The following is a 16,279-nucleotide window of genomic DNA, read 5'->3' as shown; positions in this document are numbered from 1 at the left end:
TGTTGTACCCGCTACTCTGCATAAAGATCGTCTGGACCGAGGTATTCCATTCGGACCGTGTTGGCCTTGCGACCCACCGTTACTTTCAGAAGTCCCCGACGGTCAGGGTTGACCGGTCGTTCCAACGTCCCCACCGGTTCGTAGTCCGCTGTAGCAATGACGTCATCACCCGTGTCGCTCCGCGCTACTCTCAAAGGAGTTCCCGTTAAGGGACCAATCTCATCGTCCCACTGAACCCGGGCGACTGAACCCGAAGTATCCCATTCCCGCTGAGCCGCCGGAACCATCGACAACCTGAAATCGTCCCAGAGCTGCCGACTCTCCGGGCTAGGCCAAGCGTTGTCTTCCTCGCACTCTTTAACCTTGGCTGACTTCAACCAGGCTCGCATCTTCCCAACTGCGATGAAATCGGCCCCGGTGTCATTCACTGCCTTGATCGCCGCAATTCGCGAACTGAATCCTGTACGCATCAGCAGCGCAGCCGAGCGGCTGAGGGTGCCCGTTTCGACCGCAGCGACCGCATAGCCTAGGCCGATATCTTCAGCATGGACATTTACCTGCAAAGGGTCTTCATGCGCGAGCGTGCGAACTCGAACTGCCTCCATTGCCCACGGTAGTCGATAAACTAATCCGCCCTCAATGAACTGCAAGACCTCGGACTCGTTGTTTGCCGCGACTTCCGCAACCGGCATTCCGTCCAGCCATGTATCCAACACTTCCCTCCAGTTCTCAGGCAGATCTGACGGAATAAATGGTGTGACTTCAAACACTATCTCGGCAAACTGTGTAATTGACGCTTTCGCCTGCACGCCGTTACCGTCCCGAATTGCCCGATTTGCTGTCGCGAGATACTCCTCGAGCCGGGGTGCATGTGCGTCAAGCTGCTGACCCGTGTCGAATCCGAGGCCAGCCAAAAAGTAACCTCGTCGTTGTGTCGAAGTCGTCCTGTTCCATATATATTTGGCCCGCAGGGCAAGCGTCGTTTTCAGAAGATTGCGCACGCTCTCCTTCCGATGGGTCATGCGTCGAACAAAGAGCGATGCGGCCAGCACGTCATCCAGCTTCGCCTCAATCTCCGCTTCATCTACTTCACCCTCTCCAAGCATGCTTAGAATCGCCGTGTCCAGACTGGTCAGATACTTGCTCCAGTTCTGTTGCTCCGATGCAGTGATTCGAAGTTTTTCGTTCTGGACCTCAGGAAATGTCCATGCGCCTACGTTGTTAAGAACGTACTCTGAGATTGTGGCCACCGATTTCGTCTTGAGCTTTTTGGAAATTCGCGTCAAGAGCGTCATCAAAAGGCGAAGAAGTCCGCTCTCCATCTCACGTCCCGCCAAATTTTCAGTCAACTCCTTCCACTTTTCGCCACGCTCCTGATGCCTATCAAACATTGGGTACAGAATCAGCCCCTCAAGATCGACATACGCACGACCGGCTCGCCCAATGATGTTTCGAAACTCCGAGCTTTTTATCAGTTCGCCATTACGATCGAGACCAAACATGACAAGAGTGGATGCAGCCAGATTTAAACCCTGTGCGAGAGTCGGTGATGAAACCGTCAGTCGCAGCACTCCTTTCCGAAGCAACCGTTCGATTTCCTTGCGGTACGGGGTCGGCAGGGCGCCATGGTGAATCGCTACCCCGAGCTTTAAACATTTAAGCAACACATGGTCGTCCCCGAACCATTCGGAGCCGATTGCCAGGGCTGCTGCCAACTCATTCTCCGAACCCGCCAGAACGGGTGCAAGGACACCGCGCTTTGCCAAATCAACAATCACCGTCGCAAATGGTTCGACAGACCGGCGCTCAGGGCAGAAAATAAGAACCGACTGACCTTCGTCCATCAGGCGCCACGCCGTCGCCAAACACAACTCGCGCTGCGTACGCGGAACTGGCTCCTTGCGATTCAGTTTCGGAGGAACAGTTGCTGCTACGAATCGTGGAACGAACGGCGTCTCGTCACCCACTTGTATATTCAACTGCCCGTGAGCTCCCTTCCATTGCACTTCTCCGAACCGAAGGCGAGTGGGCCGCCAATCGCTCTTTATGAGCCCATCAGTCCCGTCCTGAGTAAGCCAGGCGACGAAATCGTCAAGCTCGGAACCGCTCGGCAATACTGCAGACAGACACACGATACGTCTATCCGCTGCATCACCCCGCTTCAGCAGCCGCTGAATCTGAACTTCGTATCGCACCTCGCGCTCATCAAGCCCAATCATGTGCCCTTCGTCAAGAACGACAAGGCCAACATCGTCAAGGAGCGTCGGGTCGTTACGAAGCGCGAAATCCAGCTTCTCCGGAGTAGCCACGATAATGTCACGTTCGCGGAGGGTATCTCCGTCGACATCACTCGCGCCAATACTTCCGTAAAGACTTGACACCGTCTTCCCGAGCGGCAAAAACGTTTGAGAGAGACTGACCTCTGTTTGCGCAGAAAGCGCACGCAGTGGAGTAACGAACACTACGCGCCGCCCAGTTGACAAGCATGCCAGAATACACAGTTCCGCAATCCGCGTCTTGCCAGCACTGGTCGGCAGTGAGACAACCAAATTATCAGCCAGATCCAATGCTTTTTCCGCAGCTCCGAACTGAGACGGCCAGAGTTCAATCTCTGCTTTGGACCGCCGATACAGCGACGCGATAAAGATCGAACGAAGACGGTTCCATTGAGGTAAAACCACATCGTCGACCGGCGGAGGCAACCGACGATGAAAACTCGACGCCCACAAATCGCCCAATAGGTAAATCGTCAATCGAAAGCACCACCACTGCGACACCAGGTTTAGCTCTGCACAGACACCGAGCCCGTCCCGAAGCTTGCCTAGCGCTTCATCAACCAGTTCCGATTCTCCTCGTTCGAAGCCGAGCATTGCCATGCCAACAGCGGACATATAGCTGTCGGTCAACGCGACAACAACTACGTCGAGAACATTTCTGTCACCGTCGGGGCCGTTGCCACCACTGTCGGAGTCGTCGCCCGGTAAGTCGTCTGCCTCGTCGCTGGGCAAAATGTCCTGGAGAATCCCGACGAGGGCTGCGTCTGTGCCCCGACCCGGCAGTTTCCACTCCCTGATCTGTGCATCCAGACCGTCCACGTCGCGCAGCATTAACAACGCCAGACACGTTTCAGCCTCTGTCAAATTCGCCTCATGCAGGCCCACGTGAATAAGGGAATATGCACGAGCGGAGAACTGCCCAATATGATAGGCTGCAGCCGCAATCAGACGATGAAAGTCTTGGCTTCTATTCTTTTTTCCATCCACAACTACGGCTTCAATCGCACTCGCAGCGTGCTCCAGAGCCGTTCGCGCAAGCTCGATATCTCCATTGCCTTCCAGCAAGCGAAGCGCATGTGTAAGCAAGGAGTATCCATACGACATCAGGTCGTACGTCAGGACACGCGAGAATTGAGGAGCACCCTCCGGCAAGACGCCCTCAGCCCAAATCATCGACCGCGCCTGACCACGCGCAAGCATGTTCTCGCGAAAACCCGGTGCAACAGCTTCACGAATTGCGGCCTCAATCTCACCGTTGCTAAACGCCATTGATCACAACCTTTGCGTAGACAGCCTTGATAAAGTCTTGATGCTTTGGCACGTACACTCCAACAACGATTTGTGCAACCTTGCCAGCATATCCATTCAGATCCTTCCTCAGAATTCCTCTAGGATCGTTGCCACTGAAGGTGAAAAGTAGGTGCGTTACCTGAGCAATCTTGATCCCGTCGCGCCATTGAGCCAAGTCAATCAAATCCCCTAAGGTATGATTTCCCACCTCATGCAAACGGTCCGAAATAAACGAAAGTGCGTGCGGAGACGGGCGGTTGTTCTGACTCGAAAGGGCCTTGCGTGCTGCTGTTACCGTGCCGGATGACAGCGACACGCTACTCTTGACCTCTCCTTTCAAAAATATAATCTTGAGTTTGGGATCGGGCTGAACAGCAAGAAGATCGTCACCGCGCATCGCCATCTCACGATGGTCCTTCCATCGCAACCGATTCACTCCCGAGCTGTATCCTGTGTACTCCGCAACGTAAGCCGCGCCCAGCATTTCACCCAGATCTCCGGATCGGATGCTTTTGCCGGTCGGAAGTTTCTCTTCCAGATACTCAGCTGCTTTGTCTTTACCGAGCAATCGAATCAGCCGCACAATCCTAGCGTTTGCTGCGTAGTGGTCTGGAACGTCGAGCGCGACAGCGTCAATTCCGTCGTTGATCTTTGCGGCCTGCGCTTTCAGCATCCGCATGTTGTGGCCGTTCACCGTCTCATCAATGGCGTCGCACCAATCTTTTAGTTTTGCCACACGTACCCTCGTCGATTTGATTACCGATCGTGTCAAGATTTTAGCTCGCTGGAAATACGCGCGCCATATGTTATCTTTGGTAGGTTGAATCCACCGTGAAAATCGCACGATGCCAAGCCTTTTTGCGAGCTTTGTTTCGGCGCACCGGCTGTGATATCTGCATAGGCGAAATATTGAGTTGCCTGCGGGCGCCAACCCTATCGGGAAGTTTTTAGTTTTCCAGCGCCAGGCGAACAAGTTTTTCCAGAATGCTCATCTTCGAGTTATCTCCTGCAACGAGCACGCCGTTTGTCAGTGTGTGAAGGTAGACATGCGCAAGTCGATGATCAAGCAAACCGGACTGCTTCGCTTTCCCGTCGACGCCGTACACCATCAGATCACGCATACCCGACAGGGCGTCCCCGGTCCCGACGATACCGCCGGCGGGAGGAACGAAAACCCGTGCGAACACACCGCAGTCTTGCACGGCGATTTTAGCCCAAAGTGAGCTTGGTTCTCATAGTCATGCCACTCATCTTCATTGCCCCCACTCCCGCGATTACCACCCTAAATCAACTTAGCCCGGTCGGACAGCTCGCAGGCTCTTTCACCTGATCGGACGCCCGGTCGAGTCCTTCCAACAATACATCTATCGGCAGGCAACGTTATGTCGTAAGCAACTCGCGAGGGCCATTCTGGACGACTGGTCGATGCTTTGGGTAATTTGGTGTCCACCAAATTATTGTGGGCACCAACGTGGACAAAACATCAAGCGCACGCACCAAGCGGCCGAATTTCTCGCTCGAGTTCAAGAGGCACCTGGTCGAGCAATCCTTTGAGCCGGGTGCATCGGTTGCCCTGATCGCGCGCGGCAATGATGTCAACGCGAACCTGCTCTTCAAGTGGCGGCGAGCGTATCTCGAGGGAGCGTACGGTCTGCCGACGCTGTCCGAGCAGGCGGAGTGCGAGATTCCGCCGTTATTGCCGGTGAACATCATCGACGGTACGTCTGTACAGGCGCCGCCGCCAACGGTCACTACAACTGAGCCGCTGGAGAGTGTCTGCGAGGTGGAGTTCGAGCGTGCACGCCTGCGCATTCGCGGCGAGGTCTCGCCGGAGACACTGCGGCTGCTGATTCGCGAGCTGTCGCGATGATCGGTCTGCCGGCGGGCACACGCATCTGGATTGCCGCGGGGGTGACCGACATGCGTTCCGGGTTCCAGGGCCTGGCCGCCAAGGTACAGACGGCGCTTCAGGAGAATCCGCTGGGCGGTCACGTGTTCATCTTCCGCGGCCGTCGAGGTGATCTGATAAAAATTCTTTGGGCTACCAGCGACGGGCTATGGCTGCTTGCAAAGCGGCTCGAGCGTGGCCGCTTTGTCTGGCCGCAGGCCGATAGCGGCAAGATCCATCTGACCCAGGCCCAGCTGTCGATGCTGCTTGAGGGCATCGACTGGCGGCAGCCACGCCGTACCGCCGAGCCACTGTCGATGTTGTAAACCGCGCAACACCTGCGTAAACTGCGTGGCATGTCTGATGCCAGCGACCTTCCTGATGACATCGATGCACTCAAGGCCTTGTTGCTCGAGGCGCGGGCGTCCCTGGCCGAGCGCGATCTGGAAATCGAACGGCTCAAGGCACAGATCGACAAGCTCAAGCGCATGCAGTTCGGCCGCAAGTCCGAGAAACTGGACCGGCAAATTGCGGAACTTGAGACCCGACTGGATGATCTGACCGGCAGCCGTGGCGCAGCCGAAACGCGCGAAGCACAGGCCGGCGGCAGGAGCAGGTCCGACGCGCCCGAACGTGCTTCGCGCGAGGCGCTCCCGGACCACCTGCCGCGTGAGGAGCACGTGCTCGAGCCGGAGCCAACCTGCGCCGAATGCGGCGGCCAGATGCAAGCGCTGGGCGAGGACGTCTCCGAGCAGCTCGGCCGCATCGCGGCAGCGTTCAAGGTCATCCGCACCATCCGGCGCAAGAAGATCTGCGCCTGCTGCGGTCGCATCGTTCAGCCGCCGGCACCGAGCCTGCCGATTCAGCGCGGCATCGCGCACCCAAGCCTGCTTGCCGAGATCTTTGTGGCCAAGTATGCCGATCACCAGCCGCTTTACCGGCAGTCGGAGATCGCTGCACGCGAAAACGTCAAACTGGACCCGGCGAGCATGGGCCGCTGGGTTGGTCAGTGCGAGGCGCTCGTCGATCCGCTGGTGAAAGCGCTGCGCCGCTACGCGATGGGCGGCCTCAAGATCCATGCGGACGACACGCCGATCCCTGTGCTCGCGCCGGGCAACAAGAAGACAAAGACAGGCCGGCTGTGGGTCTATGTGCGTGATGACCGTCGGTCCGGTTCGAAGGAACCAGCCGCCGTCTGGTTTGCGTACTCGCCCAACCGGCAAGGCGTCCATCCCCAGCGCCATCTGACCGGCTTCAGCGGGATCCTGCAGGCAGACGCGTATTCGGGCTTCAACGAGCTGTTCCGGGACGGCTCGATGCGCGAGGCAGCATGCTGGGCGCACGCGAGGAGAAAGCTGTACGACATTCACGTGCGCACGCCGTCTGAAACCACGCAAAAGGCGCTCGACTATATTGGCGAGCTCTACGGCATCGAAGCCAGTATCCGCGGCAAGCCGCCTGCCGAGCGGCTGCGTGTGCGGCAGGAGAAGGCCAAACCGCTGCTTGAAACCTACGGTGCATGGCTCAGGGCAAAGCTCCAGATGCTGTCAACGAAGTCGGATACGGCCAAGGCCATCAACTACTCGCTCAATCAATGGCTCGCGCTGACGCTGTACTGCGACGATGGCACGGTGGAGATAGACAACAACATCGCGGAGAACGCGCTGCGCTGTGTCTCACTGGGACGAAATAATGCGCAGCCGCAAATTATGCGGAGTTTGCATCGTACGGCTCGTCACGAGCGCCAGTGCGACGCGCCTTGCAGGGATCTGTGGCTTGCAGCAAACTGCACATAAAAAAGATGCTTTCCTGTTTGGGTTGTTACCCATTCAGGAGAATCATCATGATCGGCTTGGTTCCTCTTCGACCGCAGCCTCAGGCGTGGTTGTGGCGCAGCGTCCTTTCTCCTTTCGCAGAGCGCTACTGCGAATATCTCGTTGATACCGGCTACGCGGCCGGCACCGTCAACCGCTACGTGAGGTGCGCCGCGCACTTTGCGTATTGGCTTACAACGCACCGTATAGCCGTAGCAAGTGTCGACGATCGACTTGTCTGCAGGTTCGTGAACGACCATTTGCGGCGATGTACCTGCCCAGATCCGATTCCGAGGTGTCGGACAGACGTGAGTGCTGCACTTCGGCATTTGCTGGTCGTGTTGGGCGCGTGCGGTGTCCCTCGGTTTCTGCAGGCAGAACCGGATTCGGTGCAACAGGAGGTGTGTCGCTTTACTGACCACCTCAAGGACGTTTGCGGCCTAGCCGAATGCACGCGATATCAGCGTGGTCGAATCATTCGCGATTTCTTGCGTCAGCGCTTTGGTCGCAAACACATCGACATGGAGCAGCTAACGATTCGGGATATCCGTCGTTTCGTTACGCGCTACCCTGACGGGTGCAATGCTGGAGCCGCTCACGTAGCGGGCGTGACGTTGCGCAGTTATCTGCGATTCAGGACCATGCAATATAACGACCAGGTCGAAGAGCTGATCGCGGCAGTACCGAACGTGGCTGGATGGAGGTTGGCGGCGCTGCCTGAAACGCTTTCGGATGCAGCGATTGAGCAGTTCCTGAACTCCTTCGATCGCGCGACTGCGTCCAGCTTACGTGATTACGCAGTGGCGCGCTGTCTGGCTGATCTTGGGTTGCGGGCTGCGGAAGTCGTGCAAATCCAACTCGACGATTTAAACTGGCGCGAAGGCACGCTGCAAATCCGTCGCACCAAATCGCGACGGGGCTACGTCATTCCGTTGCCCGAGCCAACAGGTCGTGCGATCGCCGACTATATCCGGTTAGCCCGAAGGAAGACGACGACCTCCCGTGCTGTCTTTGTCCGGCATTACGCACCCGCCGACGTTCCGTTGGGAACCGGGCGCGTCCATCAGGCCGTGCATGCCGCATATGTTCGCTGCGGCTGGACTGAACAATCTGGAACCCATCTTCTGAGGCACAGCGTGGCCCGACGGCTGCTTCGTTCCGGCTCGTCGTTGAAGGAAGTGGCTGACGTATTGCACCATCAGAGCATCGACACCACCGCGATCTACACGAAGATCGACCTGCGAAGCCTGGAGGCCGTGGCGCTTCCCTGGCCGGGGAGCAAATCATGAAGCGTCCCGTCAAATCGGCACACACAATGGTATCGCTGGTGGAAACGTATCTCGCAGAGCGACGCTGTCTCGGCTTCGACCTTGCGATCTCGGGGCAGGTGCTGATGAACTTCGCCCGCTTCGCGGATACGGCGCACGATCGCGGTCCGATCACCGAAAGTCTGGCCCTTGCTTGGGCACACTCGACACCGAGCCAAAGGTCCATTACCTGGGCGCGTCGGATCGAGGTAGTGCGCCCCTTCGCGAAGTACCTCAGGCAGTTCTATCCCGATACGGTTGTTCCGCGACGCGACTTGTGCGGGCGGGCCCATCGTCGTCTGGCGCCGCACATCTACACGGAGCAGGAACTCGGCGAACTCCTCACGGCGTCGGCGGCGATGTTACCCGTCGGTTCGATCATACCGCTTACATATGAAGCGCTGTTTGGTTTGATTGCGGCAACCGGCTTGCGTATCTCGGAAGCCATCAATCTCTCTCGAGACGACGTGAATCTTGCTGAGGGCACGCTCACGGTGCGCGAGACGAAGTTTCACAAGTCGCGCCTTATTCCGATGCATCCTACCGTAACTCTGGCCATGAAGCGTTACGCTGCTCGCCGTGCGCTGGTCGTCGCCGCAGAGCCGTGCGATTCGTTCTTTGTGAATCTTGATGGCAGGAAGTTGCAGGCCCGAACGGTGCACTGGGTGTTCGGTCGGCTTCGCGAGCAACTCGCGTGGACTTCTCGGGGTGACCACGCGTTGCCTCGAATCCATGATCTTCGCCACACGTTCGTGTGCCGGTGCATCCTCAAGTGGTATCAGGACGGCGTGAACGTCGACAACCGGATGATTGCGCTGTCGACATATCTGGGGCACGTGAAGCCGAGCGATACCTACTGGTATCTGACTGCGGTTCCCGATCTCATGGAAATCGTGAGCCGGAAATTTGCGTGCTTTGCCGAAGGGGTACGTCATGACTAAAGCCTGCCTAGTTCCTTCCTTCGCGACGCTCCTGCAGGACTTCTTCGTCGAACGGTTGATGCAGCAACGTGCGGTGAGCCCGGAGACGATATCGAGCTACCGCGATTCGTTTCGTCTGTTTCTTCAGTTCGCATCGGATCGCCTTGCCAGGTGCCCAACTGATCTGAAGCTGTCGGACATGGATGCGCCGCTGATCTTGGCGTTTCTGCGGCATCTCGAGGTTGAGCGGCGCAACAGCACGCGGACCCGCAACGTTCGACTCGCAGCGTTGCGCTCGTTCTTGAAGTACGCGGCACACCGTGACGTCGCGTCGTTGGCCGTTATACAGCGCGCACTCTCCGTGCCGATGAAGCGGTGCGATAAACCTATGGTCGGATTCCTGTCACGCGAAGAGATTCAGCAACTGTTGACGGCGCCTGACCCGGACACCTGGTCGGGTCAACGCGACAGGGTTCTGCTGGCAACGATGTATAACACGGGGGCGCGCGTCTCGGAGATGCTGGCACTACGCGTCAGTGATGTCGTGCTGGGTACATCACCCTTCGTTCATATTCTTGGCAAAGGACGCAAGGAACGAACGGTGCCTTTATGGCGATCCACGGCCAGGCTCATCAAGGGGTGGTTGCCGCAGATCCAGGATGCATCAAGTCAGAGGCTCTTTCCAAATCGATCGGGAAACGCGATGACACGCTCCAATGTCGCCGATCGAATGAGAATTGCCGTAACGCGCGCGAAGGACCAATGTCCGCAACTCGCCAAACGGCGTGTTTCTCCGCACCTGGTTCGTCACGCGACTGCCATGCATCTACTTCAATCAGGCGTCGACCTCTCGGTCATCGCCTTGTGGCTGGGACACGAAAGCCCATCGACAACACACTGCTATATGGAAGCCGATCTGACGATGAAGCAGCGAGCGCTGAGCAGGATTCAGCCACCGGAAGTGAAGAACCGTCGCTATCGACCACCGGACCGCATCCTCCAGTTCCTTGAGTCGCTGTAATTATGCGTAGCTCGCCGAACCGCGAATCCCTGCGGATCGCGTCGGCGACTCGCATGGCACTCTTCGACAATGAGTAACTCCGCATAATTTGCAACTGCGCATTATTCCGACAATGCACATAATTGCATTGCAGAAAAAACTTCATGTTCGCCGGCTCTGACAGCGGCGGTGAGCGGGCAGCGGCGATGTACTCGCTGATCGCCACGTGCAAACTCAATGGCGTCGATCCGCGTGCTTACCTGTGCCATGTGCTGACCTGCATCGCCGATCACCCGATCAACCGCGTCGACGAATTGCTGCCCTGGCGCGTTGCCGCACACCTGCAAAATCCGCCCCAACCTGCGGTTCCGACCGGTTGAACAACAGCGGTGGACAGCACGCCCCGATCGCCCGGAACGGCTCACACGCGCTGAGCCAGTAGCCGACTGCACCTGGGACAGCGGTCCGTTACCCGGTAACGCTGAAGGGCTACCGTCGAACCTGGAAGTAGGTATCCCATTCTGCGGAGTCCGGATCGAGCCTGCGCACGATAGCCGCGTCCGCCCGCACTACCAGCCGCTCCAGCATCTCACGCTTCGTTACCGAGTAACGGCGTGCCAGCCGTGCGAGCGCGAGATCGGCTTCAGTGGTCACCCACATATCAAGCCGCCGCTCCCCGTTGCCATCGTTTCCAGCTGTCGCCCGCCTTGCCCGGAAGGCGGCCTGCCGCTCCGCTGTTGTTTGCGCCATCGGTTTCTCCTCGTCGTTGTTACCCGGTAACGATATGTCTGAATTCGTTACCGGGTAACGCAAAATACCCAAAGGAGATAGCATGTCCCGCTTCACATCGCGTCGTCCAGAAAAACCCGAACGGTCCAAGCGAGGCGCTTACGTTATGTCCTTAAGGGAAGCCGAAACAGGGAAACGTTTGCTTAGTGTTTGCTCGAATCAAATCGATATGCAGGAGAAGTCAGCGCCAGAACGTACGCGAACTGTATGAAGAAAATAACTCGATTGCGAGGCCTTTCGCGACATTGAGAATCTGTCAACCTCGTAGCTAACGCTGCAGAACCGGCCCACGCCACTTCTGAAGCAAGAACCCGACTGCTCTGCGCTTCGAGTCGCCAGACTCTTGTGTCAGTGCGAAAAGGCAATGCGACACGTCCACCCAGCGGTGAGATGGGCGGCGGCCGCTTTCCTTCGAAGCACCCGGGCACACCTCAACGTCTTAACTTATTCGATTATGCTCAGGCCAATCGAAATATCTGTGAAAGCTGTGACATTATGTCCGTCACGGAATCAGCGCCGCAGTGAACCATAAGTTCCTCCGCCCGTGCCTCAAAATGCATCTGCAGTTTGAGCTTCTCTTCGATGGCGGGCCTTTGTGCGAGCGGACTGCGTTGGACCCTGATTGTGAATCGCCCGTTATCTCGCTCAATCGATATACCCGTACGAACTTCTTCGACGACCACATAAAGCAGAACGCGCGGTTCGAGCAGTGATTCCGACACCGCGCGGTACGAATCGAGCACAATCGGAGCCAACTTGTCCCGCATCAACGCCGTCTTCAGATCTTCAAACAACATGAAAGTGAAAAATTCGGCATGCGTACCGTTCATCTTGGTGCGCTTCAGAAGATAAATTTGCCCCTCTTGACTCCTGCGTATCTTGCGTTGTTCGCAGTAATCGATAGCCCGGGGATATCCCACAAAGCCCTGACGCCATGGCTCCAGGTTCCTGGTCTCATCAATGATGATTTGCAATTGTGCCGAAATTGGCGCCGAAACGTCGATCCTGTCCCACAACGTCTTCAGGTATGTGCGACGCTTCGTCGCTTCAATTCCACCGCCGCGAAGGAACCGCTTCCAGCTATCGCCCTCGTCTGCAACGTTAACACCGAAAGAATGGTTGCTTGACAGCGGCATCAGGTAATCCCCTACCGACAGCAACGCTCTCTGCCAAAGGTAGGAACGGGAAGATGCGCCATTTGGCTCAACTAGTCCGGCTTCGTCAAACGTTGATTCCGCTTTCACAAGATAGCTGGCAAATAATGCCAACCTGTCGGCATGCGCCTGTTCTGACCATTGTGAAACCGGCGATTCCTCTACCCTTTGACGTACGCCGGCGAAGTCTAGGAGAAAGTCGACTTGCCCCTGGAAGTAACCATGCTCCTCCGCCAATTCAATCTGCGCCCGCCAGCGAGGATCAGCGAGAAGCAGCCGCGCTTTCAGCACCTCTTCCTGAACTTGCTGAGGACTAAAGCCCAAGGGCACCGCTTCCATTTCTGCAAGATGAGAAAGGATGCGCTGACTCTCTGGGAGTAGTTTTCGCAAACCCGCCATACATCGCTGGAACACCTCCATGTGGTCATAACTTGTGTTCCACGCAAGATTCGATACCACTCGCATCCAGTCTTGCAGTAACTCAGGCCGCCCTTCATTTCCCCACATTCGCAGATACAGTACAAACGCAGTTAGCTGCAACGTTTCCGCATAGTTCAACGCCGTGGCAGACTTGATTATCTTCTGGAAGATAGCGTCTTCATCGAAGTAACGGTGATTTCCCTGCTGGGCCCGAAGCTTGCCAACCCCTCCGCTCCAGGTCTCCAGCAGAGCCATCCAGTTTTCAGCAAAATCCCGCGTTAACCACCCGCCATCTCGCAGAGCCGAATAGGTGATGGCGCCGCGCCTGCTCTGTAGCAAAAAGGTGTCGTTCAGGAAGCTTGCACTCTGAGGATCCAGGCTGATGCGCGCTAACGTCCAGAAAAGGTTCATCGCTTCTGTATCAAAAACCTTACTTGCGGACGTTCGGTAATTCCAGAACAGATCCGTCCATTGTGTGTCCATGCGCAGAGCAAAAAAATCCCTCACGCTCCAGGACTTCCCTCCAAGTTGGCGTTGCTCGTCCGGGAACAGCGACTTCAGATCCTCTTCGAACCGTGCTTTGAACGTTTCAAATGCGGTTAGCGGCTTTCCTCGTGCGTTCATCTTGATATAGAGGTCGTCCGACAGACCGAAATTCTCAAGCTGTAGCAACCGGAACGTGATGGCTGGCCTTTCGTCGTCTGTGAGTCGAGCATAGAAGCCTTCGCTACCTTTGAACCGTTCGTGAATCGCATCCAGCATTGTCAGAGCGGACTGGATCGTCGGGTCAAGGCGCCAATTCAGGAAGAACCAGGATTGATCCTCTATCAGCTTTCTCACAGACGCTACATCGGTCGAACTCGCGCCCGGTACGTACGCGACAAGATTATCGAAAAACTCAGCACTGCTCGGACGCACCTTGTAGCCAAAGCGCGAATGGCGGCCATCCCGCAAGCGGGACTGAAAATCCCGAAGCTGGGCGTCGCGCCATCCGAGGTACCAATGGAGCAGAAAAAGCGTCGTGAGTCGCTGTTGCCCGTCAAGCGGCAGGAAGTAGCTTCCGGCATCACCCCCTTCCATACTGCCGTATATGAAATCCAGGTTCACCGGCCTTCCGACATTTGCCTCGCCTGGTTGCAAAGCACCATGCAAAGTACCAAGAAACTCTCTGCGAACTTCATTCTCTGTGTCACGACCCTGAGCGTAATCGCGTTGAATCTGCGGGATCTCAATTTTGGAGCAGATTCGTATCAGGTCAACGAAACTGATTGCGTTATTCAGATCATTCATGAACCCACTCTCCCCGGAAGAGGTTATGAAGCGTGTCGACAATAGCCGCCTGGTATCCATCACGGTCATCCTTCGTCCAGAACATCGTGTGTTCGACGTACGGCTTGTAACACTTCAGGAAGACGTTGCGTGTAGAAAGAGGCACAAAGATGCCATCTCGGTCCAGGTCAAGCACCCGCTGCCGCTTGACGGCGAACACGGCGTTCTTGTAGCTGCGGTTCGTATTGGCGTCAAGCAACACCAGATTGGCGATACTGTGATCAGGCTCTTCCTCGTCCAACTCGCCAAAATGCTTGACAACATGCCCATAGAGCGCTTCGAACCGTGTGATGCTCGCGTCAGCCGGCGGCAGCTTGATGAAGTCCTCAATCTCCGTTTGTAAATCAGACGCGTTGGAAGAAAGTTGAAGGTAGCGAAGGCAATGCATGAGCCATTCGCGTTGATCCTTGAGCGAGTCGAGCCGCGCGTCCGCCACCGAGCGAATGTGCTCTATGTCCCACTCTTCTGTTTTGAAACCTTCAAACTGGAAACGCAGGTTCGACACCGGGTTCAGGAGCAGGCTAGCCAGATTAAACAGTAGCAGGATGGCCTTGATCTGCGCCCGGTTTCCTGGATACTCGAAAAGCCGCATGCGTTCGTCGATCACATCTCGTAGTCCGTCTGCGTACAATGCCTCCCGTTTAAGTGGCTTCATCGCGCGTTCGAAAATTTCGGCCCGCAGCGATTCTTTGAACTGCCGCTTTGTTTTTTCCTTGGCGAGCTTACGCAGTTCCTTGATGTCGACACCATCCCAAATGAGAAAACCCACCAGGTGATATAGTCGCCGGTCTTTGAACCACTCTTCAAGCTGCATGAATGCGCCTTTGACAGCAAGCCACTCGGCCTCCGGATCAGCACTCTTTTCGTTGAGCTTCGCGCTGAAATGGTAGAAGGTGGCGTACGTGTCTGAGCTTCTTTCCATGCCGCCCTCGCGGGCAATCAAATCAAAAAGAAATCCAATCCTATTGCCGCGCTTGTTGACTTCGTTGCTCACAAAGCACCATAAGTCATCGTCCTGAAGAGATTTCTCAATCTGATCCCATTCATGCGCTATCCGCACTTGCGACAACTGAGCAAGGCTATTTTTGGATCCTTTCAGAAACAGTGCCCGAATCAGCTCGCCATTGGTTAGCGCGATCTTCCCTACGTTCAATCGCGTAAAGGCATCGACTGGGTCTTCGTCCACAGCAAGCTGAAACCATATCACTTTAGCTTGATTCAGCAACGCCGCCTTAATCGTGTCCACATCATTGCGGTGTTCATCTCCCTCTATCCAGTCGTCAATGATCTTGACCGCTTCGTTAACATGGAAGAAGTCAATGTTGCTCTGCGCCTGCTCATCCGACGGGGCCTCCAAAAACCCGACCAGCCCGGTTCGAGTCTCATACTCCAGCTCATACAACGTCTCCCGGAAACGCGGAGCCAAACGTTCGTTAAAATGCCGGAGAATCAGAAAAAGCGTAGTCAAACGCTGCTGACCATCTACCACCTCGTAGCTACCGTCCTCCTTTAACCTCAGAACTAGCGGCTGCAGACAGTAAAACTCCTCCGGTTGGGGATTCGCGCGCTTTGTAAACTCCCAAATGTCCTCAAGCAGTTGCGTGACCTGCTTCGGCTCCCATCGGTACCCACGTTGGTACGCCGGGATGTAATAACGAAATGGTCGACCAGCTTCGTCGATCCGAAGCTGGAACACTGTTTTGAGATTGATCTGTTGCTCGTTCATCTTGTCTATATCCCCGTCGTGAGCTCTGCAACGCACATCAAGCGGAAAGAGTGGATTGAATCCGTCGGTATGGACTTCGGACCGGCAGGGTCCAGCATCGCGTGTGCAAACAGGCACTTTACCTCATCAACAGGGGACCTTTGCGCACCATTCAATATCTGCGATGCTGATCCGGCACGCTTGTCTGTGAGCGGTTTCATATGCTTGTGGGCTTACCGGGAAAGGCCGTCGCTATATCGGCCAATCTTGTTTTAGGCTTGCTTTTTCGTCAGTGCAACGCCCGTCCTGCTCGTGGTAGCGATCGCAAGCTTTCCGTCGGGTGATGCCACGCCGCACAAAAGCCCGTGGGCGGCGTCCGTATTTCCG

The 16,279-nt window shown here is 56.3% G+C and carries 11 protein-coding genes and 2 pseudogenes; 7 read left to right on the top strand and 6 right to left on the bottom strand.

Annotated features, from left to right (window positions below):
* Nucleotides 1-11 precede the first annotated feature (11 nt).
* The 3 genes from P0D84_RS21870 to P0D84_RS21860 all read right to left on the bottom strand — a co-directional run bounded on the left by P0D84_RS21870 (nucleotide 12) and on the right by P0D84_RS21860 (nucleotide 4,753).
* Complete coding sequence (locus P0D84_RS21870) at nucleotides 12-3,545, bottom strand: DEAD/DEAH box helicase (RefSeq protein ID WP_408340284.1); 3,534 nt, start codon at nucleotides 3,543-3,545, stop codon at nucleotides 12-14.
* A complete protein-coding gene (locus tag P0D84_RS21865) occupies nucleotides 3,535-4,302 on the bottom strand; it encodes a Hachiman antiphage defense system protein HamA (protein ID WP_408340282.1) in 768 nt (255 codons plus the stop codon). The genes P0D84_RS21870 and P0D84_RS21865 overlap by 11 nt, the downstream gene beginning before the upstream one ends.
* Nucleotides 4,303-4,513: 211 nt before the next feature.
* A complete protein-coding gene (locus tag P0D84_RS21860) occupies nucleotides 4,514-4,753 on the bottom strand; it encodes a hypothetical protein (RefSeq protein WP_408340280.1) in 240 nt (79 codons plus the stop codon).
* Nucleotides 4,754-5,037: 284 nt separating this feature from the next.
* Here P0D84_RS21860 and tnpA point away from each other — a divergent pair, with 284 nt between their 5' ends.
* The 7 genes and pseudogenes from tnpA to P0D84_RS21825 all read left to right on the top strand — a co-directional run.
* Nucleotides 5,038-5,436, top strand: a complete 399-nt coding sequence (gene tnpA / locus P0D84_RS21855; RefSeq protein WP_408337155.1) for an IS66-like element accessory protein TnpA — start codon at nucleotides 5,038-5,040, stop codon at nucleotides 5,434-5,436.
* The gene (gene tnpB / locus P0D84_RS21850) at nucleotides 5,433-5,780 is read left to right on the top strand and encodes an IS66 family insertion sequence element accessory protein TnpB (protein WP_408243351.1); all 348 of its coding nucleotides are present in this window, start codon (nucleotides 5,433-5,435) and stop codon (nucleotides 5,778-5,780) included. The genes tnpA and tnpB overlap by 4 nt, the downstream gene beginning before the upstream one ends.
* A gap of 30 nt (nucleotides 5,781-5,810) precedes the next feature.
* Nucleotides 5,811-7,148, top strand: a pseudogene (gene tnpC / locus P0D84_RS21845) (IS66 family transposase); the annotation flags it as partial.
* Between the two features lie 428 nt (nucleotides 7,149-7,576).
* Complete coding sequence (locus P0D84_RS21840; protein WP_408339053.1) at nucleotides 7,577-8,557, top strand: tyrosine-type recombinase/integrase; 981 nt, start codon at nucleotides 7,577-7,579, stop codon at nucleotides 8,555-8,557.
* Nucleotides 8,554-9,516 (top strand): tyrosine-type recombinase/integrase, encoded by a 963-nt coding sequence (locus P0D84_RS21835; protein WP_408339055.1) that lies wholly within the window; start codon nucleotides 8,554-8,556, stop codon nucleotides 9,514-9,516. The genes P0D84_RS21840 and P0D84_RS21835 overlap by 4 nt, the downstream gene beginning before the upstream one ends.
* On the top strand, nucleotides 9,509-10,516 hold the full coding sequence (locus P0D84_RS21830; protein WP_408339057.1) for a tyrosine-type recombinase/integrase: 1,008 nt from the start codon (nucleotides 9,509-9,511) through the stop codon (nucleotides 10,514-10,516). Before P0D84_RS21835 ends, P0D84_RS21830 begins: the two co-directional genes overlap by 8 nt.
* A 131-nt stretch (nucleotides 10,517-10,647) precedes the next feature.
* A pseudogene (locus tag P0D84_RS21825) lies at nucleotides 10,648-10,875 on the top strand (transposase domain-containing protein); the annotation flags it as partial.
* Nucleotides 10,876-10,984: 109 nt separating this feature from the next.
* On the opposite strand, the gene P0D84_RS21820 reads toward P0D84_RS21825, so the two are convergent.
* The 3 genes from P0D84_RS21820 to P0D84_RS21810 form a co-directional block, all read right to left on the bottom strand.
* Nucleotides 10,985-11,245, bottom strand: coding sequence for a hypothetical protein (locus tag P0D84_RS21820; protein WP_408337159.1), 261 nt, complete (start codon nucleotides 11,243-11,245; stop codon nucleotides 10,985-10,987).
* 497 nt (nucleotides 11,246-11,742) lie between these two features.
* A complete protein-coding gene (locus P0D84_RS21815) occupies nucleotides 11,743-14,148 on the bottom strand; it encodes a GmrSD restriction endonuclease domain-containing protein (protein ID WP_408340278.1) in 2,406 nt (801 codons plus the stop codon).
* Nucleotides 14,141-15,913, bottom strand: a complete 1,773-nt coding sequence (locus P0D84_RS21810; protein ID WP_408340276.1) for a DUF262 domain-containing protein — start codon at nucleotides 15,911-15,913, stop codon at nucleotides 14,141-14,143. Before P0D84_RS21810 ends, P0D84_RS21815 begins: the two co-directional genes overlap by 8 nt.
* Nucleotides 15,914-16,279 lie beyond the last annotated feature (366 nt).

It is taken from the genome of Paraburkholderia sp. RL17-337-BIB-A (genome assembly GCF_046025895.1).
In the GTDB taxonomy this organism is placed as follows: Bacteria; Pseudomonadota; Gammaproteobacteria; order Burkholderiales; family Burkholderiaceae; genus Paraburkholderia; species Paraburkholderia fungorum_C.
Note: the sequence above shows the minus strand (reverse complement) of the source record. Positions and strands in the feature narration are given on the sequence as shown.